The 23,960-nt window shown below is 71.4% G+C and carries 25 protein-coding genes; 14 read left to right on the forward strand and 11 right to left on the reverse strand.

Annotated features, from left to right (window positions below):
* Positions 1-91 precede the first annotated feature (91 nt).
* The 7 genes from ACFY9E_RS14350 to ACFY9E_RS14380 all read left to right on the forward strand — a co-directional run bounded on the left by ACFY9E_RS14350 (position 92) and on the right by ACFY9E_RS14380 (position 6,332).
* The gene (locus tag ACFY9E_RS14350; RefSeq protein ID WP_390982961.1) at positions 92-1,003 is read left to right on the forward strand and encodes a LysR family transcriptional regulator; all 912 of its coding nucleotides are present in this window, start codon (positions 92-94) and stop codon (positions 1,001-1,003) included.
* A gap of 153 nt (positions 1,004-1,156) precedes the next feature.
* On the forward strand, positions 1,157-2,326 hold the full coding sequence (locus tag ACFY9E_RS14355) for a CoA transferase (RefSeq protein WP_390982964.1): 1,170 nt from the start codon (positions 1,157-1,159) through the stop codon (positions 2,324-2,326).
* 19 nt (positions 2,327-2,345) lie between these two features.
* Complete coding sequence (locus ACFY9E_RS14360) at positions 2,346-3,122, forward strand: crotonase/enoyl-CoA hydratase family protein (protein ID WP_390982967.1); 777 nt, start codon at positions 2,346-2,348, stop codon at positions 3,120-3,122.
* 7 nt (positions 3,123-3,129) lie between these two features.
* Positions 3,130-3,873, forward strand: coding sequence for an acetoacetate decarboxylase (locus ACFY9E_RS14365; protein ID WP_390982970.1), 744 nt, complete (start codon positions 3,130-3,132; stop codon positions 3,871-3,873).
* On the forward strand, positions 3,873-4,823 hold the full coding sequence (locus tag ACFY9E_RS14370; RefSeq protein ID WP_390982973.1) for a 3-hydroxyacyl-CoA dehydrogenase NAD-binding domain-containing protein: 951 nt from the start codon (positions 3,873-3,875) through the stop codon (positions 4,821-4,823). The genes ACFY9E_RS14365 and ACFY9E_RS14370 overlap by 1 nt, the downstream gene beginning before the upstream one ends.
* A 1-nt stretch (position 4,824) precedes the next feature.
* Entirely contained in the window at positions 4,825-6,030 is a 1,206-nt protein-coding gene (locus ACFY9E_RS14375; RefSeq protein ID WP_390982976.1) for an acyl-CoA dehydrogenase family protein, read from the forward strand.
* Positions 6,031-6,143: 113 nt separating this feature from the next.
* Positions 6,144-6,332 carry a hypothetical protein gene (locus ACFY9E_RS14380; protein ID WP_390982979.1) on the forward strand — a complete coding sequence of 63 codons (189 nt, stop codon included), beginning with the start codon at positions 6,144-6,146 and terminating at the stop codon, positions 6,330-6,332.
* 138 nt (positions 6,333-6,470) lie between these two features.
* On the opposite strand, the gene ACFY9E_RS14385 is transcribed toward ACFY9E_RS14380, so the two are convergent.
* Together ACFY9E_RS14385 and ACFY9E_RS14390 are read right to left on the reverse strand one after the other, a co-directional pair.
* On the reverse strand, positions 6,471-6,746 hold the full coding sequence (locus tag ACFY9E_RS14385; protein WP_390982981.1) for a hypothetical protein: 276 nt from the start codon (positions 6,744-6,746) through the stop codon (positions 6,471-6,473).
* Positions 6,743-7,591 carry a phytanoyl-CoA dioxygenase family protein gene (locus ACFY9E_RS14390; RefSeq protein ID WP_390982984.1) on the reverse strand — a complete coding sequence of 283 codons (849 nt, stop codon included), beginning with the start codon at positions 7,589-7,591 and terminating at the stop codon, positions 6,743-6,745. Before ACFY9E_RS14390 ends, ACFY9E_RS14385 begins: the two co-directional genes overlap by 4 nt.
* A 70-nt stretch (positions 7,592-7,661) precedes the next feature.
* Here ACFY9E_RS14390 and ACFY9E_RS14395 point away from each other — a divergent pair, with 70 nt between their 5' ends.
* The 4 genes from ACFY9E_RS14395 to ACFY9E_RS14410 all read left to right on the forward strand — a co-directional run bounded on the left by ACFY9E_RS14395 (position 7,662) and on the right by ACFY9E_RS14410 (position 12,134).
* Positions 7,662-8,447 carry a helix-turn-helix domain-containing protein gene (locus ACFY9E_RS14395; RefSeq protein WP_390982987.1) on the forward strand — a complete coding sequence of 262 codons (786 nt, stop codon included), beginning with the start codon at positions 7,662-7,664 and terminating at the stop codon, positions 8,445-8,447.
* 590 nt (positions 8,448-9,037) lie between these two features.
* Entirely contained in the window at positions 9,038-10,246 is a 1,209-nt protein-coding gene (locus tag ACFY9E_RS14400) for a cation:proton antiporter (RefSeq protein ID WP_390982989.1), read from the forward strand.
* Positions 10,247-10,527: 281 nt separating this feature from the next.
* Positions 10,528-10,971 carry a hypothetical protein gene (locus ACFY9E_RS14405; protein ID WP_390982992.1) on the forward strand — a complete coding sequence of 148 codons (444 nt, stop codon included), beginning with the start codon at positions 10,528-10,530 and terminating at the stop codon, positions 10,969-10,971.
* Positions 10,972-11,003: 32 nt separating this feature from the next.
* The gene (locus ACFY9E_RS14410; RefSeq protein WP_390982995.1) at positions 11,004-12,134 is read left to right on the forward strand and encodes an FAD-dependent monooxygenase; all 1,131 of its coding nucleotides are present in this window, start codon (positions 11,004-11,006) and stop codon (positions 12,132-12,134) included.
* Positions 12,135-12,157: 23 nt separating this feature from the next.
* Here ACFY9E_RS14410 and ACFY9E_RS14415 read toward each other — a convergent pair whose 3' ends face one another.
* A complete protein-coding gene (locus ACFY9E_RS14415) occupies positions 12,158-12,583 on the reverse strand; it encodes an Ohr family peroxiredoxin (protein WP_390982998.1) in 426 nt (141 codons plus the stop codon).
* A gap of 181 nt (positions 12,584-12,764) precedes the next feature.
* Here ACFY9E_RS14415 and ACFY9E_RS14420 point away from each other — a divergent pair, with 181 nt between their 5' ends.
* On the forward strand, positions 12,765-13,820 hold the full coding sequence (locus tag ACFY9E_RS14420; RefSeq protein WP_390983001.1) for an alpha/beta fold hydrolase: 1,056 nt from the start codon (positions 12,765-12,767) through the stop codon (positions 13,818-13,820).
* A gap of 99 nt (positions 13,821-13,919) precedes the next feature.
* Here the strand turns inward: ACFY9E_RS14420 and ACFY9E_RS14425 are convergent, their stop codons facing one another.
* From ACFY9E_RS14425 to ACFY9E_RS14460, 8 genes are all read right to left on the reverse strand, one after another.
* Positions 13,920-14,207: a DUF4190 domain-containing protein gene (locus ACFY9E_RS14425; protein ID WP_390983004.1), complete on the reverse strand. Its 288-nt coding sequence runs from the start codon at positions 14,205-14,207 to the stop codon at positions 13,920-13,922.
* 123 nt (positions 14,208-14,330) lie between these two features.
* Positions 14,331-14,927: a TetR family transcriptional regulator C-terminal domain-containing protein gene (locus ACFY9E_RS14430; RefSeq protein ID WP_390983007.1), complete on the reverse strand. Its 597-nt coding sequence runs from the start codon at positions 14,925-14,927 to the stop codon at positions 14,331-14,333.
* Between the two features lie 19 nt (positions 14,928-14,946).
* Positions 14,947-17,010: a discoidin domain-containing protein gene (locus ACFY9E_RS14435; protein ID WP_390983010.1), complete on the reverse strand. Its 2,064-nt coding sequence runs from the start codon at positions 17,008-17,010 to the stop codon at positions 14,947-14,949.
* Positions 17,011-17,244: 234 nt separating this feature from the next.
* On the reverse strand, positions 17,245-17,595 hold the full coding sequence (locus ACFY9E_RS14440; RefSeq protein ID WP_390983013.1) for a MerR family transcriptional regulator: 351 nt from the start codon (positions 17,593-17,595) through the stop codon (positions 17,245-17,247).
* Positions 17,596-18,084: 489 nt separating this feature from the next.
* A complete protein-coding gene (locus tag ACFY9E_RS14445) occupies positions 18,085-18,318 on the reverse strand; it encodes a CBS domain-containing protein (RefSeq protein WP_390983016.1) in 234 nt (77 codons plus the stop codon).
* Between the two features lie 44 nt (positions 18,319-18,362).
* Complete coding sequence (locus ACFY9E_RS14450) at positions 18,363-19,844, reverse strand: DEAD/DEAH box helicase (protein ID WP_390983019.1); 1,482 nt, start codon at positions 19,842-19,844, stop codon at positions 18,363-18,365.
* A gap of 180 nt (positions 19,845-20,024) precedes the next feature.
* The gene (locus ACFY9E_RS14455; protein WP_028799214.1) at positions 20,025-20,228 is read right to left on the reverse strand and encodes a cold-shock protein; all 204 of its coding nucleotides are present in this window, start codon (positions 20,226-20,228) and stop codon (positions 20,025-20,027) included.
* Between the two features lie 440 nt (positions 20,229-20,668).
* Positions 20,669-21,394 carry an SDR family NAD(P)-dependent oxidoreductase gene (locus tag ACFY9E_RS14460; RefSeq protein WP_390983022.1) on the reverse strand — a complete coding sequence of 242 codons (726 nt, stop codon included), beginning with the start codon at positions 21,392-21,394 and terminating at the stop codon, positions 20,669-20,671.
* A gap of 103 nt (positions 21,395-21,497) precedes the next feature.
* Here ACFY9E_RS14460 and ACFY9E_RS14465 point away from each other — a divergent pair, with 103 nt between their 5' ends.
* Both ACFY9E_RS14465 and ACFY9E_RS14470 read left to right on the forward strand, forming a co-directional pair.
* Positions 21,498-22,352, forward strand: coding sequence for a LysR family transcriptional regulator (locus ACFY9E_RS14465; RefSeq protein WP_390983024.1), 855 nt, complete (start codon positions 21,498-21,500; stop codon positions 22,350-22,352).
* A 198-nt stretch (positions 22,353-22,550) separates the two neighbouring features.
* A complete protein-coding gene (locus ACFY9E_RS14470) occupies positions 22,551-23,942 on the forward strand; it encodes a DUF5933 domain-containing protein (RefSeq protein WP_390983027.1) in 1,392 nt (463 codons plus the stop codon).
* The last annotated feature ends 18 nt before the right edge of the window (positions 23,943-23,960 follow it).

Below are 23,960 nucleotides of genomic sequence, written 5' to 3' on the forward strand. Positions count from 1 at the left end.
TGGTTCGACCCCGGATCCCGGACTCCGGACCCCCGTCCCAGGCCCCCGGCCTCGGCGAGGGAGTACGGGCTCAGCGGATAGGCTGAACGCCGTGGAGCTCCTGCACCTGCGCTACTTCCTCGCCGTCGCCCAAGAACTGAACTTCTCCACCGCGGCCCGCAAACTGCACATGGCCGCCTCCCCGTTGAGCCGGCGGATCAAGGATCTCGAGAACGAGGTCGGGCACCGGCTGTTCGACCGTGACACCCATCATGTGCGGCTCACCCCGGCCGGCAGCGCGCTGCTGCCGATCGCCCGGGGGGTGCTGGAGCAGGTCGACTCCATCCGGTGGCGGCTGGACGAGACGGCCCGGCCGCGGCGGACCACCCTGCTGCTGGGTGTCCCCAGCGGTGTCCATCCCGACCTGCGGGAACGGATGGCGGCCCTCGCCGAGCGGGTCAGCGAACGGTTCGAGATCAAACGCTGGCCCGGCGGCACCGACCGGCTCGTCGACGCGGTGTGCGACGGCAGGCTGGCGCTGACCCTGGCCCGGCTCCCGGCCGGCGGCGACCCGGCGCTGGAGCAACTGCCGGTGATGTCGGAGCGGCTCGGCGCGGTCGTGCCCCGGGACCGGTTCGCGGGGCGGGAGTCCGTCGCCCTCGCGGAACTGGCCGACCTCGCCTACGCGGGCTCCCCGACGGCGTCGACCAACGCCTACTTCCGCGGCCTCGACCAGCAGCTCGCCGAACTCGGCGTCAGGAAGCGCGTCGAACTGGGCAGCGCCACATTCGACGGAGTTTCCGAAATAGTGTCGAGCGGTCTGGCCTTCTCCATTTCCATGCTGGATTCCAGAAGTCCCGTGCATAATTATCGTCTGGACAATGTCGCGGTCCTTCCCTTCTCCGATTTCCATCCCCATCTGGAGACCGGGCTGATCTGGCGCAAGGACCGGGCCAACGGTGGTGACCTGGAGGAAGTCGTGGTTGCGGCCCGCGAGGTGTTCGCCGAGCCGCTCCACTCATAATCATCAGAAAACCTTCACACAAAGCGGTATGACCGCTGCGGTCATACCGCTTTTCGTTATTCGGTCATTCCATTCGTTTCCCTTTGCCGACTTTCCGGACTAACTTAGTTTCCAGATACACACACATGGCGAACCGAGGAGTGAAGAAAACCGATGACGGACATCACCGACACCGTCGCCGGCCCCCTGGAGGGCGTCCGCGTGATCGACCTCTCGACCGTGGTGATGGGCCCCTACGCCGCCCAGATCCTCGGCGACCTGGGCGCCGACGTGATCAAGATCGAGTCGCCGTCCGACACGGTGCGTACCGGCCACTACCGCACCACCCCCGGCATGACCCCGCTGAACCTCAACGTCAACCGCAACAAGCGCAGCGTGTCCCTCAACCTCAAGGACGACACCGACCGCGAGCGCGCCCTGCGGCTGATCGACACCGCGGACGTGCTGATCACCAACATGCGCCCCGGCGCCCTGCACCGCCTCGGCCTGTCCTACGAGGACATCGCCGCCCGCAACCCCGGCCTCGTCTACGCGCACGCCCAGGGCTTCCGCAGCGACTCGGACCGGGCGGGCAACGCCGCGTACGACGAGACCGTGCAGGCCGCCTCCGGTCTGGTCGACATCGCCGACCGCGCGCTGGGCGAGCCCGTCTACCTGCCGACCATCATCGGCGACAAGGTCTCCTCCCTCACCATCGCCTACAGCGTCCTGGCCGCCCTGCTGCACCGGAACCGCGGCGGGCAGGGTCAGCTCATCGAGATCCCGATGACCGACACGCTCATCGCGTTCAACCTGGTCGAGCACCTCGCGGGCCACACCCACGTGCCCGAGACGGGCCCCACCGGCTTCGCCCTGTCGATGCTGAAGGGCCACAAGGCGGTGCGCACCAAGGACGGCCTGGCCTGCGTCATGCCGTACAACCCGCAGAACTACCGGGACTTCCTCACCGCCGCCGGGCGCCCGGACCTCGCCGAGGACCCGCGCGTCAACGGCGACGCCATCGACAGCGCCGACCACGAGGACCTGGCCGCGCTCCTGGAGATCTGCGCCCCCGCGCTGACCACCGAGGAGTGGGCGGAGGTGTGCGCCAAGCACAGCATCCCGATGGCCCCGGTGCTGGAACTCGACCGCGCCCACGAGGACCCCTACGTCCGCGACGGCCACCTGCTCGACACCGTCGAGCACCCGACCGAGGGCACGGTCCGCACCATCGGCATCCCGCTGCGCTTCTCCGCCACCCCCGGCTCGATCCGCCGCCTGGCGCCGGTCGCGGGCCAGGACACCGAGGACGTCTTCGCCGAACTCGACGCCACCGCCCGCTGATCACCACAGGAGGACAGCCATGAGCACCCCCACCCCTCCCGTCGTGCGTACCGAACGCATCGACTCCACCCTGCTGATCACCCTCGACCGCCCCGAGGCCCGCAACGCCGTCGACGCGGCGACCGCCACCGCCCTGGCCGCCGCACTCGACGCACTGGAGGCCGACCCGACTCTGCGGGCCGGCGTCCTGACCGGCGAGGGCGGCACGTTCAGCGCCGGCATGGACCTCAAGGCCGCCCTGCGCGGTGAGTCGCCCGAGGTCGAGGGCCGCGGGTTCGGCGGCCTGACCGAGGCCCGGCCGGACAAGCCCCTCATCGCCGCCGTGGAGGGCTTCGCCATGGGCGGCGGATTCGAACTGGCCCTGGCCTGCGACCTGATCGTCGCCGCCGAGGACGCCCGGTTCGGCCTGCCCGAGGTCAAGCGCGGCCTGATCGCCGCGGGCGGCGGCGTGATCCGGCTGCCGCGGCGCGTCCCGCACCACCTCGCGATGGAACTGCTGCTGACCGGTGAGCCCGTCGACGGCCGCCGCGCCGGCGAACTGGGCCTGGCCAACCGGGTCACCGCTGCGGGGCAGGCCGTCGCCGAGGCACTCCGGCTGGCCGGACAGCTCGCCGAGAACGCCCCGCTCGCCCTCGCGGCCGTCAAGCGCGTCGTCCGCGCCGCCGACGGAGCGTCCGACGACGAGGCCTTCGCGTTCCAGCGCGGGGAGATGAAGACCCTGATGGCCTCGGACGACGTCCGCGAGGGCATGACCGCCTTCGCCGAGCGCCGGCCCGCCCGGTGGACGGGGCGGTGAGGCCGGCATGAGGACCGAGGACGTACGACAGCACCTCACCACCCCGCTCACCAGCCCGGCGTACGCACCGGTGGTCCCGCGCTTCACCGACCGCGAGTACCTCAACGTCGTCTACCGCACCGACCCCGACGCGCTGCGGGCCGTCGTGCCCGAGCCGCTGCGGATCGACGAGCCGCTGGTCCGGTTCGAGGTCATGAAGATGGGCGACGTCAGCGGCTACGGCCCCTACACCGAGGCCGGCCAGGCGATCCCCGTCAGCTTCGAGGGCGAGCGGGGCGAGTACCTGCACGCCATGTACCTCGACAACTTCCCGGCGACCGCCTCAGGGCGCGAGGTCTCCGCCTACCCGAAGGTCATCGGCTCCCCGGCGCTGTACGCCGACTCCGGCGCGCTGGTCGGCACCCTCGACCACGGCAGCCTGCGGGTCGCCACCGCGACCATGGGCTACAAGCACCACGAACTGGACCGGCGCGAGGCCCGGGAACAGATCGGCGTGCCGACGTTCATGCTCAAGACGATCCCGGGCTACGACGGCATGCCGCGCGTGCAGGAACTCGTCCGCACCCGCATCACCGACCTCACCGTCAAGGAGGCCTGGACCGGCCCCGCGCGGCTCCAGCTGTTCCAGCACGTGCTGGCCCCGCTGGCCGACCTGCCGGTGCTGGAGGTCGTCTCCGCCAGCCACATCCTCACCGACCTGACGCTCGCGGGCGCCGAGCCGGTCCACGACTACCTGAAGGGAGCCGCGTGATGACCCGCACCTTCCGTACGGCCGCGGTGATCGGCGCCGGGACCATCGGACTGTCCTGGACGGCCCTGTTCGCCGCGCACGGCCTGACCGTCCGGGTGAGCGACCCGCGCGAGGACCTCGCCCGGGCCGTCACCGAGGCCCTGGAGCAGTACGCGCCGCACCTGGCCGCCCGCGGCCTGGACGTCACCGGCCTCGCCGACCGGGTGCACATCGCGGCCGGCGTCACCGAGGCGGTCCGGGACGCGGACGTCGTCCAGGAGAACGGCCCCGAGCGCGTCGAGTTCAAGCAGGACCTGTTCGCCACCCTCGCCCGCGAGGCCCCCGCGCACGCGCTGCTGCTCAGCTCCTCCTCGGCGATCCCGTCGACCGCGTTCACGGGGGAGCTGGCGGACGGGGACGCCGCCCGCGTGCTGATCGGCCACCCGTTCAACCCGCCCCACCTGGTCCCGCTGGTCGAGGTCGTTCCCGGCGAACGCACCGGCGAGGAAGCCGTACAGGCCGCGCTGGACTTCTACACCTCGGTCGGACGCACCCCCGTCGTCGAGCGCAAGGAGATCCCCGGGTTCGTCGGCAACCGTCTGCAGAACGCGCTCAGCCGCGAAGCGGTGTACCTCGTCGAGCAGGGCGTGGTGACCCCCGAGGACCTCGACACGGTCGTGACGAACTCGCTGGGCCTGCGCTGGGCCACGGTCGGGCCGTTCCTCGGCTCGCACCTGGGCGGCGGACCGGGCGGCTACCGCCACCTGGTCGAGCACATCGGCGCCTCGATGCAGGACATGTGGGACGGCCTCGGTCGCCCCGCGCAAACCCCCGAACAGCAGGAACGGCTCATCGAAGCCGTAGAGAAGGCTTACGGCTCCTCCACGTACTCGGAACTCGCCGAGACGCGCGACCGCAGGCAACTCGCCGTCCTGGACGCCCTGGACAGCACCGAAAAGGAGGACAACTGAGATGACCACCCCCACCGCCGGCCCGATCACCGACGAACTGACCGCCGACTTCTACCACTACGAGTCGATGCTCCCGGACGAGGAGCGCAAGATCCTCCTCAAGGCCCGTGCCCTCATGCGCGACGAGGTCAAGCCGCTGGTCAACGACAACTGGGCCAAGGGCGAGTTCCCGAAGGAGCTCATCGGCCTCTTCCGCGACAGCGGTCTGGCCGGCCTGCCCTACGAGGGCTACGGCGAGCACAAGCCCGCCGCGAGCAACCTGCTGACCGGCATGCTCGCGCTGGAGATGACCCGCACCGACGCCTCGGTGTCGACCTTCTTCGGCGTCCACAACGGCCTGGCCATGTACTCGATCTACTCGGGCGGCGACCAGGAGCAGCGCGACCGCTGGCTTCCGGAGATGGCCGCGATGGACACGATCGGCGCGTTCGCGATGACCGAGCCCCTCGGCGGCTCCGACGTCGCGGGCGGGATGCGCACCACCGCCAGGCGCGAGGGGGACACCTGGGTCCTCAACGGCGCCAAGAAGTGGATCGGCAACGCCACCTTCGCCGACCACGTCGTGGTGTGGGCCCGTGACGTCGACGACAACCACGTCAAGGGATTCGTCGTCGAGAAGGACATGCCCGGCTTCGACCCGGTGAAGATCGAGAACAAGCTCGCCTTCCGGATCGTGGAGAACGCCGAGATCACCCTGACCGACGTCCGGGTGCCCGAGGCCAACCGCCTGCAGAACATCAACTCCTTCCGGGACGTCGCCGAGATCCTGCGCGCCACCCGCGCCGGAGTGGCCTGGCAGGCGCTCGGTGTCATGACCGGCGCCTACGAACTGGCCCTGGACTACGCCCGCGAGCGCCGCCAGTTCGGCCGCCCGATCGGCGGCTTCCAGCTCGTGCAGGACCTGCTGGTCAAGAGCCTGGGCAACATCACCGCGTCCTGGGGGATGCTGGTGCAGCTCGCCCGGCTCCAGGGCGCCGGCATCTTCCGCGACGAACACTCCGCCTTGGCCAAGGCGTTCGTCACCGCCCGGATGCGGGAGGTCGTCGCCTGGAGCCGCGAGATCTTCGGCGGCAACGGCATCCTGCTGGACCACGACATCGCCCGCTTCTTCGCCGATGCCGAGGCGATCTACTCCTTCGAGGGCACCCGCGAGATGAACACCCTGATCGTCGGCAAGTCGATCACCGGTGAGAGCGCCTTCGTCTGACCTCGACCGGCATACCGCGGAACGAACCAACCCCGGGTCCTCACCCGGGGTTTCGTTCTGCCGGCCGGCATATTGCCTGGCCCGCCCGCCCCGGATTGCGTACGGTCGGCGCGGTGAGCAGGAGACGCTATGTGGCCCGGGGCGTGCCCGGCGGCTACCGCATCTGGGACAACCGGGGGCGCCGCTGGTGGGGCGACCTCTACGAGCTGTGCCCCGACGACCTCCTGACCGAGCTCAACGGGCCGTCGGACCAGACGCGGATCACCGCGCTGATGAAGCGCTACCGCGCGCAGAAGCGCTAAGCGCCCGAGCCCCGCGCCCCCGCGCTAGGTGTAGTGAGCACGAGCGTTGTTGACACGGGCCCGGGCTTGATCATGACGAAGAGCGGCCGTCCGGTCGCCCATGGCGCGGCCGGAATGGGTATCTCTCGCCGGCCGGTCTCACTGACGGACGAGCTTCTCGAAGAAGAACTCGTGCTTGAGGAACGACGTCGTGTGCTCCGCCCCCGGGTACGGCGGCACGAGCGGGGACGCCTGAAAGAGCCGCCAGCCGTCCTCCAGGGCACCGACCCCCGTCTCGTACGGGGGTTCGTCGCTGTCGCCGGTCGTCGGGCGGGTCGAGCCCGTGCCGTCGTAGCGGGCCCATCCGACGACCTCGGAGTCGAGGGCCGAGGTGTTGAGGTAGAGGACGAGGACCTGCTGCCGGGTGGTGCTCATGCGGTGCTCCTCTGTGCGGCCGGGGCGGAGGCGGCGGGGGCGGTGGGCCGGTTGGTGATGCGGGTGGCCCAGTGGTCGATGTCGAAGCCGGGGTCACCGGACAGGGAGCGCCACAGCAGGATCCGGTTGTGGATCTCCAGCCGGCCCGTGGCGTACTCGTACCAGGGGAACGTGCGCCGCAACTCCTCACGCACGTCCGGGGAGTCCAGGTCCTGGGTGTCCCACAGCCGCACCTGCGGCACGGTCGGGTTGAAGCGGATCTTGTACATGTGGCGGACGGTGTCACTGTCGTTGCGCCGCCCGCCGTGCCAGATGCCGTGGTGCAGCAGGAGCACGGTGCCGGCCGGGCAGGTCAGCCGGGTCTGGCCGCGCAGGTTCTGGTAGCGGCCGGTGTCGGACTCGTTGGTGCGGCGCAGATGACTGCCCGGGACGACGAGCGTGCCGCCCATCTGGGCGGTGACCTCCTGCGGGTAGTACATGAGCTGCACGTCGAACGCGTCGGCCCGTAGGTCGATGAGGGCGTCGGCGTGCAACGGCTGCGCACTGCCCTCATGGGGCGGGCGGGTGTGGACGAAGTGGTGGTCGACCGCCGGATCCGGCCCCACCAGACTCTCCAACGCGCCCGCCACGACGGGCAGACCGAGGAGCCGGCGGGTGAAGGAGCCCTCGGGGAAGGCCGCCGGTACGGGGGTGCCGTAGGCCACGTCGGGCAGCGTCCCGGCGGTGAACACACCGAGCGCCTCCTCGTTCATCTCCGGGGGCACGACACCGTCGAGGCGCAGAAAACCTTGGGCCGTGAACCGCGCCACCTCGACGGAGCTCAGCAGCTGCTTTGTGGTTGGCATGGCGCAACCGTAAGAGCCCCAGGGCGGGAAGTCGTGGGGCGTAATCGGCAACCACTGGTAATTTTCCACCATGCCCGCCTTCGTGGAACTGTCCCTCGACCGGCCGCCGGACCTGGTGCACGCGGGTGTGGGCGTGCACGGCTCCGCCGGCCCCCACGAGGTCTTCCGCCTCCCGCGCCTGTGGCAGCTCCACCTCTACGGCTACTCCGGCACCCTGGAGTTCGGCGGCGCGCGGCACCCGATCCGCCCCGGGCACCTCAGCCTCGTACCGCCCGGCACGGAGGTGCACTTCCACTACGACGCCCCGCGCTGCGAGCACCTGTACGCCCACTTCCGGCTGCCGGGCGACGGGGAGCGGCGCCGCCTGCCGGCGATGCAGGACGCCGGGGCGGAGGCGGCGGTGCTCAGCGCGCTGCTGCGCCAGACGATCGCGGCGAGCGCGCAGTCCCCGGCCCGGGCGTCGGCGGAACTGTGGACGGTGCTGTGGCGCACGACCGGCCTGACCGAGGCCACCGAGACGCCCGCCGGGTCCCGGCATCCGGCGCTGCGGGCGGCCATGGCCCATATCGAGGAACACCTGGCCGACCCACTGAGCGTCCCCGCGATCGCCCGGGCCGCCGGGGTGTCGCACACGCACCTGACCCGGCTGTTCCGGGAGGACACCGGGCACACCGTCGTCGGCTACGTCCGGCGCCGCCGCATGGAACGCGCCCGCCACCTGCTCATCGCCTCGACCCTGGCGATCCCGGCCGTCGCGGCGACGGTCGGGATCCCCGACCTCCAGGCGTTCAACAAGACCTGCCGCAAGGAACTCGGCGCGTCACCGCGCGCCGTGCGGCGGTACGGAACGTCCTGATCTGTGTCAGAACTGCTGTGCGATCACCGGCTGGTTGGCGTGCGCTAGGATTCTTTACCGAGCTCTTACGCTCGGTTGAGCGTGGCCACGCACAGTCGTCGCACGTGGTACGGCCCCGCTCGGTTCGTCGACACAGTGGCCGCCCGGTCTCCGGGCCGGTGTGAGGGGGGCGTGACATGGGGCGAGTGGTGCCTGTCCGCGTCCACAACGCCGCCCGTGACGGCGTCCCTGATACCGGCCGCGCCGCGTGAGCGGTTCCCCGTCCTTCTGACGTGTGACGTCTGGCGCGTCGGCGCGTGACGTCCCCCCGGCCGACGACCGCCCGGGCGGGGCACGCGCCGGGCGCCTCGACCACACCGTGTGATCCGGACCCTCGCCGTCCTGGGGCCAGATCACCTCATGCTCCCGCTCACCGCTCACCGCTCACCGCTCACCGAGCCGTACCACCGGGCGTCCGCGCCCGCCGCCGGTCCGGCCGGGCAGCGCCCGCCCGCCCCGCGCCACCCCTGCGACGCGCCCGGCCCCGCGCCCGGCCGTCGCACCGCAATGGCACAGACGCCGCAGACCCGATCAACGGAGGTCAGACGCCCGTGCACGACACCACCGCCATGCTTATCGAACTCGGGGCGATCATCCTCGCCCTGGGGCTCCTGGGACGCCTCGCCGGACGGGTGGGCTTCTCGCCCATACCCCTGTACCTGCTGGCCGGACTCGCCTTCGGCCAGGGCGGCATCCTGCCGCTGCAGGCCAGTGAGGAGTTCGTCGCCACCGGCGCCGAGATAGGCGTCATCCTCCTGCTGCTCCTGCTCGGCCTGGAGTACAGCGCCTCCGAACTCGTCACGACGCTGAAGACCCAATACCCCTCCGGCGCGGTCGACTTCGTCCTCAACGCCGTGCCGGGGGCCGCGATGGCGTTCCTGCTGGGCTGGGGACCGGTGGCCGCCGTCGCCCTGGCCGGAGTCACCTGGATCTCCTCGTCCGGGGTCATCGCGAAGGTGCTGGGCGACCTGCGCAGGCTCGGCAACCGCGAGACGCCGGTCGTCCTCGGCGTGCTGGTCCTGGAAGACCTGGCCATGGCGGTCTATCTGCCGATCCTCACCGCGCTGCTGGCCGGGGCGGGCCTGGCGGGCGGGGCCGTCACCCTGCTGATCTCGCTGGGCACGGTCGGCGCCGTCCTCTACGTGGCGCTGCGGCACGGCAGGCTGGTCAGCCGGGCGGTGTCCTCGGACAGCGCCGAGATGCTCCTCCTGGCCGTCCTCGGGCTGACCCTTCTCGTGGCGGGTCTCGCCCAGCACTTGCACGTGTCCGCGGCCGTGGGTGCGTTCCTGGTCGGCATAGCCCTGTCCGGCGAGGTCGCCGAGGGCGCCAGCAGTCTCCTGACCCCGCTGCGGGACCTGTTCGCCGCGGTGTTCTTCGTCTTCTTCGGTCTGCACACGGACCCCGCCGCCATCCCGCCCGTGCTGCTGCCCGCGCTCGCCCTGGCCGCCGTCACGACCCTGACGAAGATCGCCACCGGCTACTGGGCCGCCCGCCGTGCCGGGATCTCGCCCCGGGGCCGCTGGCGGGCGGGCGGCACGCTCGTCGCGCGCGGCGAGTTCTCCATCGTCATCGCCGGCCTCGCCGTCGGCACCGAACCCCGCATCGGCCCCCTGGCCACGGCCTACGTCCTGATCCTGGTCGTCCTGGGGCCCTTGGCCACCCGCTGGACGGAGCCCCTCGCCACCCGCGTCACCCGCCGAGCGGCTGCCCGGACATCGCTCGCCGGCCCGCCCAAGGAACCGGCCCCGGCGCACCGTTGACCTGACCCGCCGGGGGGATCCCGGCACGGCCGTCGTGCCGCTCGAGGAGGGCGCCCGTGTCCGCCGACCCGCCGACCCGCCGACCCGCCGCACCAGGGCGCCCGGGACCACCCCGCCGCTCCCGCCGACCGCCCTGATGCGCTGCCCGCCCGGCCGGGTCGGCTGTCCGGATCGGGTGTTCTCCCGGAGCCGAGCTTGCTGGCACCCTGGCGAGCACCCGGGGGAACGGCCGGGGGCCAGGGGAGAATTGCCGTTCAAGTGGACCGGAGGGAAGCGCCGGCATGATCGAGTGGAAGCCCCTGGGCACCGGAGCGAGGCCCGTCCCCCAGCCCGTGGCCACACCGCTGGTGTGGGCCGGGGCCGGCGGTGGCGCGCTGGTGCTGGTGGCGCTCACCAACACCGTGGTGGGGTCGGACCGGCCCGAACTGGCCCTGTCCGCCCTGTCCCTGCTGGCCGCCCTGCTGGGCCTGTGCGCACGGTTCACGGCCGCCCCCGGGACGGCCGTGCTGTGCTGGCTGTTCCTCAACGGCTTCGCCATCCCGCCCGCAGGTGTCCTCACCTGGGCCGGTCACCGCGACACCACCTGGCTGGCCTGCCTGTTCACCGCCGCCCTCGTCGGCACCGGCCTGGCCCGCCTCGTCCACGCCCGCGCCGCCTACCGCCGTCTGGCCCCCGACCGGCCCCGCCCCGGCACCGCGGCCGGCGACGTACCGTACGACTCCTGACACGAGGTCACGGAACCGAGGGGACACCGGACGTGGGGCGGGTACTCGTCATCGGCGGCGGAGCGGCCGGCACCGCCGCCGCGCTCGCCCTGCACAAGGCCGGCTTCGGCGTCACGGTGTACGAGGCCCACCCGGACGCGGCAGAGGACATCGGCGCGTTCCTCACCCTGGCGAGCAACGGCATGCGCGCCCTCGCACAGATCGACGCCGCCACCGCGGTCACCGCCCTCGGCTTCCCGCTGACCGGGATGAGGATGCTCGACGGCTCCGGCGCCCAGAGGGCGGCCCGGCCCCTCGGGGAAGCGGAGGACCCGGTCCTGCGATACCGGTGCCTGCGCCGCGGCGACCTCAACGTCGCCCTCCAGGCCGAGGCGGCACGCCGAGGCATCCCGGTCCGGCACGGCGCCCGCCTCGTCTCCGTCCGGGACGGCCCGGACCACGTCACCGCGCACTTCGCCGACGGCAGCGCCGCGACCGGTGACCTGCTCATCGGCGCCGACGGCCTGAACTCCACCGTCCGCCGGTCGATCGCCCCCACCGCCCGCCCCCGGTACGCGGGGGAGCGGGTCTTCTACGGCCGCACCACCGACGCGCCCCGCACCGCCGCGACCGGCCTCATCACCTTCATCCGCGGCAGCACCGCCGTCTTCGGTCATACGGTGTCTCCCGAGGGCGAGACGTACTGGTTCGCCCGCGTCGCCGCCGACCCGCTGTCCCCCGAGGAGCTCGCGTACGGCACAGCGGCCCGCCGTGACCTCCTCGTCAGGCTCCTGCGCGAGGACCCCACCCCGGCCGCCGGCATCGTCGCGGCCACGGGCGACGACATCCTGGTCACCGGCGCCACGGAACTGCCCACGGGCATGCCCTGGCGCTCGGCCCGCTGCCTGCTCATCGGCGACGCGGCCCACGCGGCCTCCCCGGCCACCGGCCAAGGCGCCTCGATGGCCCTGGAGGACGCCGTCATCCTGGCCAAGGCCCTGCGCGACGCCCCGGACCCCGGCACCGCGCTGACCACCTACGAAACCCTCCGCCGCCCCCGGGTGGAACACAACATCACCGTCAGCGGCCACATCTCCCGGGGCATCCCCATCCGCCCGGCCGCGCCCGCGCCCCGCCCCGGCGACGAGGATCTGATCCGCCGGCTGGAGTGGGACGGCCGTTGACCCCCGTGCGGTGAGGCGGGGAGTCAGACGGCGACAGCCGACACGGTGACCGGGATGTTGCCGCGGGTGGCCTTGGAGTAGGGGCAGATCCGATGCGCCGCGGCGCCCAGTTCCGTGGCCGTCTCCTGGTCGACGCCGCCGAGTTCCAGGTTCAGGACGGCGGCCAGGCCGAACTCGCCGTCGTCCCCGTGGTGGAGGGTGATCTCGGCGGTGATGGCGGTGCTCGCCGGCCTGACCTTGCGCTCGGCGGCGGCTCGGCGCACGGCCCCCAGGAAGCAGGCCGCCCAGCCCGCCGCGAACAACTGCTCCGGGTTGGTGGCGTCTCCGGCGCCGCCCAGCTCCTTCGGTAGGGCCAGCGTGGTCCGCAGCAGTCCGTCCTCGGACCGCACGGTACCGCCGTTGCGGCCCTCTCCGTCGACCTGCACGACGGCGGTGTAGCTGACTGCCATGACTCTCTCCATTCGTCACCGGTTCAAGCGGTGACGAGATCGTGGCAGCACATGCCATCGGTCGTCAAGGTCGGGCTTCGAGGGCGACTGAATCCATTCGTCACCGGTTTGACCGGTGATGAATCGCGTGCCACAGTCAGGCATCGCACAAGCCGGTGCATGTCACACCACGGAGGTCCACGTGATCGACAGGCGGAGTTTCGGCAAGGCCCTGGGAGTGGGCGCGGGCGCGGCCGCCGTGGCACTGGCCGGGCCGCGTAGCGCGTCAGCGGTTGCGGCTGTGCCCGCCGTCGGCGACACCCCGGGCGCACCCACCGCATTTCCGCGGATCAAGCAGATCAGGGCCGGTGTGCTGGACGTCGGCTACGCCGAACTGGGCCCCGCCCACGGCCCCGCGGTCATCTGCCTGCACGGCTGGCCCTACGACATCCACAGCTACGTCGAGGTCGCCCCGCTGCTCGCCGAGCGGGGATACCGGGTGATCGTCCCGTATCTGCGCGGCCACGGCACCACGCGCTTCCTGTCCGCCCGGACGTTCCGCAACGCCCAGCAGTCGGCGATCGCCATGGACGTCATCGCGCTGATGGACGCCCTGAAGATCGAGCGGGCCGTGCTCGCGGGTTTCGACTGGGGCTCACGGACCGCCGACATCGTCGCCGCGCTCCACCCCGAACGCTGCAAGGCGCTGGTGTCGGTGAGCGGCTACCTCGTCACCAACCTCGAGGCCAACCTGAGGCCGCTGGCGCCCAAGGCCGAACTGGCCTGGTGGTACCAGTACTACTTCGCCACCGAGCGCGGCCGGCTCGCCATGGAGGACAAGGCCCTGCGCCACGACCTGACCCGGCTCGTCTGGGACACGGTCTCCCCGACCTGGGACTTCGACGACGCCACGTTCGAGCGCACCGCCGCGGCCTTCGACAACCCCGACTACGCGGCCGTCGTCGTCCACAACTACCGCTGGCGGCTGAGCCTCGCCGACGGGGAACGCCGCTACGACGGTCTCGAGAAGCGCCTCGCCGCCCGCCCCACGATCGGTGTCCCCACCCTCACCCTCGACGCCGAGCGGGATCCCTTCACCGCTCCGGGCGACGGCGCCTCCTACCGGGACCGTTTCACGGGCCCGTACGAGCACCGGACCCTGCCGGGCATCGGCCACAACGTGCCCCAGGAGGCGCCCACGGCCTTCGCCCGGGCCGTCATCGACGCGGATCACCTGACCGGTCGAGGGACGATGTGAACAACGGCTCCCACAAGGGGTGTTCGTCCGATCGCGGGGCACGCGCGACTCCACTGACCCGCCCACCCGCATGCCCCGCGTCGGTCCGGACGACGGCGCTCAGCCGCCGACGTACCAGCTGAAACCGCCGTTGCTGCTGGCCACGGCCACGAGCACGAGCCACAGCACCACGTCGACGACGCCGAGGATGATGCCCGCCTTCGCCATGCCGGCGCCGTTCTTGACCGATGCCTGGCGACGGGCGACGGCACCGAAGATGATGGCCAGCGGGCCGAGGACGATGTTCAGCAGGAACAGGCCGATGATGCCGCAGCACAGGCTCGCGATCGCCAGGCCGTTGGTGCGCGAACCGGAGGACGCGGCAGAGGAACCGCCATAACTCGCCATGGAAAACTCCCAGTTGTCGATGGCACGGACCGAATGGGCCGCACTCTCCTCACTTTCGACTTGTTTTGTTCGAATGCCCCTCTGTGGCGTTCCCATGACAACCAATTCGGGAGAGTGTCCCCGTCAGCCCTCGTGCACCAGCCCGGCGACGTGTGCGGTGACCGTGTCGAGGATGCCCGTCCAGGCCGAGTCGTCGCCCAACACGAGGAAGTTGAGGGTCAGTCCGTCGGTCATGGCGGCCAGATAACGGGCCAGGACGGGCACGGGTACGCGCAGGCGCAGCCCCATGGACTGCGCCAGCTGGTCGATGAGCTCGGTGTACGCCTCGGCGTACAGCTCGTACTGACGGCGCGCCAGGTGTTCGAACCCGGGCTGACGCAGGGCGTACTGCGTCAGCTCATAGGTGAGCATGTGCTCGTCGGGATGGGCCCGGACGTGGTCCCAGTACGCCTGGAAGCCGGCCCGGACGGTCTCCTCGAGGGTGGTCCTGGGTTGTAGGGCCTCCTTCACCACCGTCACATAGTGCCCGGTGATGGTGGTGATGACGGACTCGATCAACCGCTGCTTGGAGTCGAAGCAGTAGTGGACGACGCTCAGCGAGACGCCCGCCTCGGCGGCGATGGACCGGGTCGTCGTCCTGGGGACGCCGTCCCGGGCCATCGCCCTGATCGCCGCTTCGGTGAGCTGTCGCCGCCGCTCGGCGGACGGCAACCGTGCCATGGAGCCCCTCTCGTGGGCGTCAGCCGCTGTGGACGCCGACCTCGTGGAGGGAGTAGCCCCAGCCGGTGCCGCGCTCCAGCCCGTGGACGCGGACGTACCGGGCCGGTGTGCCGGCGAACCGCGCGGTGTCCAGGCCGCCGTCGCCGGCGGCTGTCGACCAGGCGGTCCGCCAGTTCGTCCCGTCGGCGGAGAGCTCGATCCGGTACGACTTCGCGTACGCGCGCTCCCAGTCGAGGGTGACCCGCCCGACGGCCCGGGTGGAGCCGAGGTCGACCTGGTACCACTGGTCGTCGCTCCAGTCGCTGGCCCAGCGGGTGCGGCGGTCCCCGTCGACGGCCCGGTGCGGCTGGTAGCTCGTGAACAGGCTCCACTCCGAGGAACTGGCCGACGCGGCGGAACCGGCCGCCAGATCGACCCCGGCCTCGTGGTTCTCGGAGGCCGCCCAGGTGTCGAGGTAGGACTCGGCGCCCCGGAACAGGTCGTCGACCGTGTCCTGGCCGCCGACCCGGCGGATGTCCTCGATCCAGTCCGGGACGAGGCCGTAGTGCGCGGCGCCGTCGGTGTTCAGGTCCCAGGTGCGCTCGCCGGTGGTCTGCCGGTCGATGACCGAGCCGCCGTCGACGCTCTTGAAGGGATACGTGACCTTGTTCGGCGCGTCGGCCCCGCGCGGCCCCGGCCAGCCGCCGACACCGTTCATGTCGGTGCCGTACCCGTAGCCCACGCCGTACTCGTCCCGCAGGGCCTCGGTGCGCCTCGCCTCCGCGACGAAGCCCTCGGAGCCGTGCATGTACTGGGCGATGAAGCCGCCGAGCCCGTAGACCCGCTCGGTCCAGTCCATGTCCATCCAGCTGTGCGAGGAGAGCACGCCGGGGTACGACTCGGCCTCGAAGATGTCGAGCACCCGGCCGGTGGCCTTGACGCTCATGTGGTCGATCTCCAGCATCATCTTGCGTTTCATCATGCCGCGCACGGCGTATTCGCCGAGGTCGGTGAGCCCTCGCACGTTGCACTGGGCGTCCGCGCCGTACGACGGGACCTCCTCGCCGGCCGGGAGCTTCTTCTCGGCCGCGGGCGCCGCCGCGTTGCCGATGGGGTTGTCGTGCTGCGGGCCCGTGCACTTCTCGGTCTTCCAGTACGTGCCGGTCGACAGGAACTGCCCGACGTTGATGGCCGTCCCGAGCGATCCCGAGTCGAAGCGCACGCCGCACAGGGCGTTGTCGAACTTGTGGCACAGGAACATGCTGCGCACACCCAGCGCGTGCAGTTCGTCCAGGCCCTTGTCGATGTCGGCCCTGCTGCACTGCGCGATGTCCAGGACCTGCTTGCAGCCGAAGGGCTCGGAGGTCTCGACCCCCATGATCACCGCGAGCTTGCCCTGCTCGATGACCTCGCGGGCCTGTGCGCTGTCGGTGACGACCCGGAACCAGCCCTTGCCGGGCCCGCCGTACATCCGGTCGACGAAGGCCTGCATGTCGTACGTCAGCTTGGCCTGGAGCCGGATGGACGTCATCTCGTCGCAGGAGCGGTCCTTGAAGAAGTACACCGAGCAGATCACACCGTTGGTGACGAGGTCGTTGACCAGCACCCGCTGCCCGCCGCGCCAGGCCCGCTCGATCCAGGCGTAGTAGTTCTGCTGGTGGGTCAGCGAGTCGTGCGCCGGCCAGTCCTTGAAGGTGGGCCAGCCGGTCGGGTCGTGCTTGCCGTCGCCCCCGTTGGTGATGAAGTCGAAGATCGCGAGCGAGCCGTCCGGGTAGTGCTCGGGGCAGTCCTTGAGCGCGTCGGCCACGCCCTGCTCGGAGAAGGCCTTTCCGCAGATCAGACGGCCGCCGAAGGCCTCGTTGGAGAAGATGTGGTCGTGCGCGTCGACGAAGCCGCGCACCTCGCCCTCGGCGTTCGTGCCGGTGAAGGGCTCGCCCGTGACGTTGATCCGGGAGTCCGGAGCGGGCCGCGCGGTCGGGTCCCACCAGCCGGTCCCGGCGGCCGAGCTCGGTGTCGGGCCGAGCGCGATCGACAGCACGAGCAGGAGGAGCGACACAACGGTGACGTGCTTGCGTCTGCGGTACGGGCGTCCGGAACTGGTCACAGCCCACGTCCCTCGGTCGGCGGGTCGCGCGGTCGTCTTGTCATGACCTCGCAAAGTGTGCGACGAGAATCGCCACTGCCGCTGAACGAGTCAAGGGTCCGGGACGGTTGACCTGATGACGGGGGGCCGGTTCACCCCGCGGCGGATTCCGGACCGGCCGGGGCGACAACAAACCCCAGGCCGCCGACCTGGGGTTCTCATGGGGCGGATGACCGGCCCCCGGCCGTCACGCGATCAGCGCGGACCGGGGTCGGATCCGGCGGCCGCTTGGTTCGCGGCGCGGCGGTACTCGGCGTTGATGCGCTGAGCCTCTTCGAGCTGGTCCTCGAGGATGACGATGCGGCAGGCGGCCTCGATCGGCGTACCCCGGTCGACGAGCTCGCGGGCGCGCGCGGCGATCCGCAGCTGGTAGCGGGAGTAGCGGCGGTGTCCGCCCTCCGAGCGCAGCGGAGTGATCAGGCGGGCCTCACCGATGGCTCGGAGGAAGCCCGGGGTGGTGCCGAGCATCTCTGCGGCCCTGCCCATGGTGTAGGCGGGGTAGTCGTCGTCGTCCAGCCGGTCGCTGAGCGGGGTATCTGCTTCCATGTCACCTCGTAGTACAACGCGTCGAGGGGCCCTGGTGCCGTACGGCACCAGGGCCCCGAAGGAAATTCAACACCATCTGTCGGCCCTCATGCTGTGCCGACCTTCTGTTTCCGCTACCCGGCCCGACAACGGGAGGGGTGCGGGGATCGCGGCTGCGTGACCGGGGACCACCATCCATTCCGGGGTCTTGCGGTACCCGGACCGAGAGCCTCCCGGGCCGGGCGATCCTGATGGCGTCTGCTCCTCCGTCCTTCCTTGCGTCTAGCTCGACTGTGTCTGACTGTGTCAACACGAAGAAGAGTAACCGCGGCACGTGCCAATGTCTACTCTGACAAAGACAGATTTTGGAGTGCGGGCGGTGCAGGGTTCCGGGAGCTCCAGTCGGCGGACGGAGGAGGCCGGCGGGCCGGGCACATGACAATGAGGGCCCTGCCGACGCGCGTCGGCAGGGCCCTCACTGGTTCCTGGTGGCGGCTGACCGCCCGTGTTTCACCCCTGGGGGAGGTCCCGGACCCGGACCCGGTCCGTGTAGGCGGGGGCGTCCCGGAGAACGCTGAGCCCGGCCAGGGTGACCAGACCCGTGCTCCGGTCGTCCCCGTCACAGAGGACGAGGTGGTCGACCCGGGCCCCGGCCATCAGGGACAGCGCCACCTCGACCGTCATGTCGTCACTGATCCGCGGCGCGTGGGCCATGGCGTGGTGCTGCGCCTGTACCGGCGTCAAGGGTGTCTCCTGCCGTAAAGGGGGTGGCTGGTGGGCGCGGGGCTCTACGCAGCCGAGCCGAAGCCGGTCCGCTGACCCCTGGGGCGCGCCGCCTCGCCGACGGGGCGGCCCTGGCCGGCGGGGCGGCGGCCCCGGCGGCCCCGGGACGGGGCGGACGCGCCGCGGGGGCGTTCCGCGCGCGGCGCGGGGATGACGACCGGGACACCGGAAGGGGCCTGGGCGCCGGTGATGCGGTTCAGCTCCGCCTCGCCGGACCGTACCTGGGCGATCTGCGGGGTGATGCCCGCCGACGTCATCAGCCGGCTCATGCCACGACGCTGGGCCGGGGTCACCAGGGTGACCACGCTGCCGGACTCGCCGGCGCGGGCGGTACGGCCGCCGCGGTGCAGGTAGTCCTTGTGGTCGCTGGGCGGGTCCACGTTGACGACCAGGTCGAGGTTGTCCACGTGGATGCCGCGGGCGGCGACGTTGGTCGCCACCAGTACGGTCACGTCCCCGCTCTTGAACTGGGCGAGGGTCCGGGTCCGCTGCGGCTGGGACTTGCCGCCGTGCAGGGCCGCGGCGCGCACGCCGCTGCTCAGCAGGTGAGCGGTCAGCCGGTCCACCGCGTGCTTGGTGTCGAGGAACATGATCACCCGGCCGTCGCGGGCCGCGATCTCGGTGGTCGTCCGGTGCTTGTCCGCGTCGTGCACGTGGAGGACGTGGTGCTCCATGGTGGTGACCGCGCCCGCGGACGGGTCGACGGAGTGCACCACCGGGTCGTTCAGGTACGTGCGGACCAGCCGGTCGACGTTGCGGTCCAGGGTGGCGGAGAAGAGCATCCGCTGTCCGCCCGGGCGCACCTGGTCGAGCAGGGCGGTGACCTGCGGCATGAAGCCCATGTCGGCCATCTGGTCGGCCTCGTCGAGGACGGTGATGCCGACGTCGTTCAGGCGGCAGTCGCCCCGGTCGATGAGGTCCTTGAGCCGGCCGGGCGTCGCGACGACGACCTCGGCCCCGGAGCGCAGCGCGCCGGCCTGCTTGCCGAGGGACATCCCACCGACGACGGTGGCCAGCCGCAGGCTGACGGAGCGGGCGTACGGAGTGAGCGCGTCGGTGACCTGCTGGGCGAGCTCACGGGTGGGCACGAGGACGAGCGCGAGCGGCTGCCGCGGCTCGGCACGCTGCCCCGCCGTACGGGCCAGCACGGCGAGACCGAAGGCCAGGGTCTTGCCCGAGCCGGTGCGGCCACGGCCGAGTACGTCCCGGCCGGCCAGGGAGTTCGGCAGGGTCGCGCCCTGGATCGGGAACGGCGCGGTCACGCCTTCGCGGCCGAGCGTGGCCAGCAGCCGCGCGGGCATGTCGAGATCGGCGAACGCCTCGACGGCGGGCAGCGGGGGTGTGACCGTCTTCGGCAGGGCGAACTCGCCCTGGGGAGCCCGGCGGCTGCCGTAGCTCTGGGCGCGGCGCGGAGCACCGGAGCGGCGGCCGGCGCCGTCGCCTGTGGAGAAACGGTCACGGGTACGGGATGTGTGGGCACGCTTCATGCGGGACCTTCCTTGATGGGCACGTAGCAAGGAAAATCCGCAGCAGAGGAGCGGCGCAGAGAATCTCGAGACGAGCCGAATCGATACGGCCGGTTCGGACCGGCGGGAAAAAAGCAGCGAGCTGGGGCCCGCACCCCAGAGGTGCGGGCCCCAGCTGCGAAATATGCGCGAGCGCCGGTGTCAGGCGGGCACGATGTTCTCGGCCGTCGGGCCCTTCTGGCCCTGCGCGATGTCGAACGACACCTTCTGGCCTTCCAGCAGCTCGCGGAAGCCCTGGGTGGCGATGTTCGAGTAGTGGGCGAAGACGTCGGCGCCGCCGCCGTCCTGCTCGATGAAGCCGAAGCCCTTTTCCGCGTTGAACCACTTCACGGTGCCAGTAGCCATTTTGTTTCTCCTTCGGAGGCGGTTTCGGGAATCCACCCTGTGTGAATTCCGTGTCGCCGTGATGATTACCCCGTAGGAAATGAACCTTCTGGCAACCACACCTGCAACTGAGATCGACAGTAGCACGGTGCGATCGGGCCGGTGCCGTGCGAAATTTCCGTGCGGGACGGCGTGCGAGGAATATTCGGCGGGCCCCGCTTCTATTTCTCATTTTGCGAGCACAGATATTGCCGTCCGGGGGCGCGCCCCTTCCTGACGTGCCCGCGCGTGCCGGCGCTGTGACCTCCGGCAACGGTGGCGAGCGACCGCCACCGCCGTCGGCGCGCGGCGCGGTGGCGAACGCGCCGGAATCCCGCTCCCGCGACGAAGGTCACATCACCCGTGCGGACGTGCCCGGCCGATGACTACGTGGACATGTCACGCCCATGGCTCCCGCCGCTCTACCAGGGCACCACTCCCTCGTCGTCGAAGAAGCCGCCGGACGGACCGTCGTCGGGCAGCGTCGAGAGCCGGATCGCGACCGCCGCGCCCTGCTCCGGGGTGCGGACGCCGCGAAAGCCGTTGAGGTCGGTCGCGCAGTAGCCCGGGCAGGCGGCGTTGACGAGGATGCCCGTGTCGCGGAGTTCCTTGGCGTACTGGACGGTGACGGCGTTGAGGAAGGTCTTGGACGGCGTGTAGGCGACGGAGATCGGGCCGGTGTCGCTGCCGGGGGTGGTCTGCCGGGTGAGTGACCCGACGCCGCTGGACATGTTCACGATCCGCGGGGACGCCGAGCGGCGCAGCAACGGCAGCATCGCGTTGGTGACGCGGATGACGCCGATCACGTTGGTCTCCACCACCGTCCGCACCGTCGCCGGGCCGACCGTGGTGGGCATCTGCGGCACACCGCCGGTGATCCCGGCGTTGTTGACCAGCACGTCGAGACGCCCGGCGCTCTCCTCGATCAGCCCGGCGGCGCCGGTCACACTCGCGTCGTCGGTCACGTCGAGCGGTACGCCGAACGCGTCGACGCCGGCCGCCCGCAGTTTCGCCACGGCCGTCTCGCGCCGCTCCTCGTCCCGGGCGCCGACCCCGACCCGCCAGCCGAGGGCGCCCAGGCCGACGGCGATCTCGTATCCGATGCCCTTGTTCGCGCCGGTCACCAGCGCGATGGTCTGTTCGCTCATGCGGTCGATCCTGTGCGAGCCCGGGGGCGGCCGGCCAACACCGATCGGGTGGTGCGCGATACCGCACAGGTATCGACCCAGGTCGGAGCAGTAGCATGACGGCGTGGAGACAAGGGAGCTGCGGTACTTCGTCGCCGTCGCCGAGGAGCTGCACTTCGGCAGGGCCGCGGAGCGGCTCGGGATCGCGCAGCCCCCGCTGTCCCGGGCGATCGCCCGGCTGGAACGGCGTCTCCAGGCGCCGCTGCTGGAGCGGACCAGTCGCGTGGTCACCCTGACGGAGGCCGGGGCGGTACTCCTGCGGGAGGCCCGGGCGGCGCTCGCCGCCGTGGAGGCCGCCGAACGCCGCACCCGTCGCGCCGCACTCGCCGCGACCGGCCAGGCCGGCGTGGTCCTCGCCACGAAGGCCGGCGCGTCCAGCGAACTGCTGGCGAAGCTGCTCGACGCCTACGCGGCCGAACCCGACGCGGTCAGCGTCGATCTGCTCCTGTGCGGCATGGGCGAGCAGGGCCCGATGCTGCGCGACGGCCGGGCCGACGTGGCACTGCTGCACCTGCCGTTCGACACCACGGCCGGCCTCGACACCGAAGAGCTCGGCACGGAGGGCCAGGTCGCGGTTCTCCCGGCCGGACACCCGCTCACCGCGCGGCCCCACGTCCGCACGGCCGACGTCACCGGCCTGCCCGACCTGCCGATGCCGCGCTGGCCGGGCCCCGACGGCAGCTACCCGGACGGCCCCGGCCCGCAAGCCCGGGACCATACGCAGCTGCTCCAGTTGATCGCACTGGGCCGTGCCTGCTGGATCGCGCCGGAGTCGTGCCGGACCCACCTGCGGGAGGGTCTCACCGCCGTACCGGTCCTGGACGCGCCGGCGGTCACCACACTGATCGCCTGGCCGCCCCACAGCAGGTCCCGGGCGGTGGCGGGGCTGATCCGGACGGCGATGCGGGTGAGCTCGTGAGAGGGCGGTGCCGCCATGCGCCCCTGACATCCGCCGACACTCCGATAGCATGTTCGAGCTCGCGATGGTCCCTCCATCGCTCTCCATCTCCCCAGCCATTCGGATGAATCGGCCAACAGATTGAAAGCCAGGGCATCGCGGGTGTCTTCGCGAATAAGCGGCGTGACGTCACGGGGCGCGTGGCGCCATGGGCGCGCGATGCTGTGGATCGCGGCGGCCGTGGTCGCGTGCGGATTTCTCATCGCGCTGGAGATCGCCGCCCGCCGCTACGGCGAACCGGGGCCGATCACCACCCAGGTGCAGGCCCTGATCCTCGCTCCCAAGGCGGGCCCCCTGTACGGCGGTCTGGTGCTGATGATGGTGGTGCTCACCTGGCGGCAACGGCTCATCGCGGCCGGCGCCGCCCTGGGCATCGACGCCGCCCTCCTGCCGGTGCGATGGGCTGTGGGCGCCGACATGTCCGACGGCAACGTCCTCGGCACCGGTGCCCTGTGGGTGATGCTGGGCTTCGCGGTCGTCGCCGTCACGCGCCGCACCGGCGGTGAACGCGTCCTGCTGCTCAAGGGCGTCGGCCTGGGCCTGTTGCTGGTGGCCGCCCGCAAGACCGGCGACACCTGGCTCCTCATCACGTCCAAGACCCGCCCGACGGTCCTCGACCAGTACGTGGCGATGGCCGATCACGCGCTCGGCAACCCGTCATGGCTGGCGGGCCGGCTGGTCGAGGCCACCGACCCGGTCAGCAGCCATGTTCTGCAACTGGTCTACGGCCAGCTCGCGGTGGCCGCGGTCGTCGTCGCCTTCCACCAGCTGCGCCACGTGGCGGTCGAGCGCCGCTTCCCGAGCCATCACCTGGTGCGCACGTTCCTGGTGATCGGCCTTCTCGGGCCGGGCATCTACATGCTCTTCCCGGTGGTCGGCCCGGTCTTCGCCTACGGCCCGGGCGCCTCCGGCACCGGCGGCGTGGAGTGGGCGGCGGCCAACCTGTGGCCGCACACGTCACTGCCGATCAGCACCCCGGCCCCGATGACGTACGACGGGATCACCCCCCGCAACTGCATGCCCAGCCTGCACACGGCGTGGGCCGTCGCGATCTTCATCCACACCCGCGGGACCCCGCGGATCCTGCGGTACGCGGGCACGTTCTGGCTGATCACCACGCTGGCCGCGACCCTGGGATTCGGCTACCACTACGGCGTGGACCTCGTCGCAGGGGTGGTCTTCGCCCTCACCATCGAGGCAGCCCTGCGCTCGCTCCAGCGCGGCTGGGACCGGCGAGGAATCCGGCTGGTCGTCCACGGCACCGCGATCTTCGTCGCGCTCCTGCTGTCCTACCGCTACCTGCCGATGGACATGGCCCGGTATCCGGAGGTGTCCGGGCCCCTTCTCATCCTGGCGATGGCCTCGGTGATCCACGGCTATGTACGCACCACCGCACGGTGGGCGGCCGACCCGGCCGAACCCGCCGGGAGCCCCCCTGTGCGGCTGGGCGGCCCCCGGGCCCCGGAAGCGGACACCGCACGGGAGGACGCCGTGCCGGAAGGGCACGAGGGTCCTGCTCCCGCGCCGGCTCCTTCACCGGAGCTGCGCTGACCCCTCGCCCGCCGCTCC

It is taken from the genome of Streptomyces sp. NPDC012466 (assembly GCF_042955215.1).
Lineage (GTDB): Bacteria > Actinomycetota > Actinomycetes > Streptomycetales > Streptomycetaceae > Streptomyces.

Bases quoted from the DNA above. Each gene is read 5' to 3' on its own strand.
- ACFY9E_RS14355 (WP_390982964.1), top strand. From the start codon at position 1,157: ATGACGGACATCACCGACACCGTCGCCGGCCCCCTGGAGGGCGTCCGC.
- ACFY9E_RS14360 (WP_390982967.1), top strand. From the start codon at position 2,346: ATGAGCACCCCCACCCCTCCCGTCGTGCGTACCGAACGCATCGACTCC.
- ACFY9E_RS14365 (WP_390982970.1), top strand. From the start codon at position 3,130: ATGAGGACCGAGGACGTACGACAGCACCTCACCACCCCGCTCACCAGC.
- ACFY9E_RS14370 (WP_390982973.1), top strand. From the start codon at position 3,873: ATGACCCGCACCTTCCGTACGGCCGCGGTGATCGGCGCCGGGACCATC.
- ACFY9E_RS14375 (WP_390982976.1), top strand. From the start codon at position 4,825: ATGACCACCCCCACCGCCGGCCCGATCACCGACGAACTGACCGCCGAC.
- ACFY9E_RS14385 (WP_390982981.1), bottom strand. From the start codon at position 6,746: ATGAGCACCACCCGGCAGCAGGTCCTCGTCCTCTACCTCAACACCTCG.
- ACFY9E_RS14390 (WP_390982984.1), bottom strand. From the start codon at position 7,591: ATGCCAACCACAAAGCAGCTGCTGAGCTCCGTCGAGGTGGCGCGGTTC.
- ACFY9E_RS14395 (WP_390982987.1), top strand. From the start codon at position 7,662: ATGCCCGCCTTCGTGGAACTGTCCCTCGACCGGCCGCCGGACCTGGTG.
- ACFY9E_RS14405 (WP_390982992.1), top strand. From the start codon at position 10,528: ATGATCGAGTGGAAGCCCCTGGGCACCGGAGCGAGGCCCGTCCCCCAG.
- ACFY9E_RS14415 (WP_390982998.1), bottom strand. From the start codon at position 12,583: ATGGCAGTCAGCTACACCGCCGTCGTGCAGGTCGACGGAGAGGGCCGC.
- ACFY9E_RS14425 (WP_390983004.1), bottom strand. From the start codon at position 14,207: ATGGCGAGTTATGGCGGTTCCTCTGCCGCGTCCTCCGGTTCGCGCACC.
- ACFY9E_RS14430 (WP_390983007.1), bottom strand. From the start codon at position 14,927: ATGGCACGGTTGCCGTCCGCCGAGCGGCGGCGACAGCTCACCGAAGCG.
- ACFY9E_RS14440 (WP_390983013.1), bottom strand. From the start codon at position 17,595: ATGGAAGCAGATACCCCGCTCAGCGACCGGCTGGACGACGACGACTAC.
- ACFY9E_RS14450 (WP_390983019.1), bottom strand. From the start codon at position 19,844: ATGAAGCGTGCCCACACATCCCGTACCCGTGACCGTTTCTCCACAGGC.
- ACFY9E_RS14455 (WP_028799214.1), bottom strand. From the start codon at position 20,228: ATGGCTACTGGCACCGTGAAGTGGTTCAACGCGGAAAAGGGCTTCGGC.
- ACFY9E_RS14460 (WP_390983022.1), bottom strand. From the start codon at position 21,394: ATGAGCGAACAGACCATCGCGCTGGTGACCGGCGCGAACAAGGGCATC.
- ACFY9E_RS14470 (WP_390983027.1), top strand. From the start codon at position 22,551: ATGCTGTGGATCGCGGCGGCCGTGGTCGCGTGCGGATTTCTCATCGCG.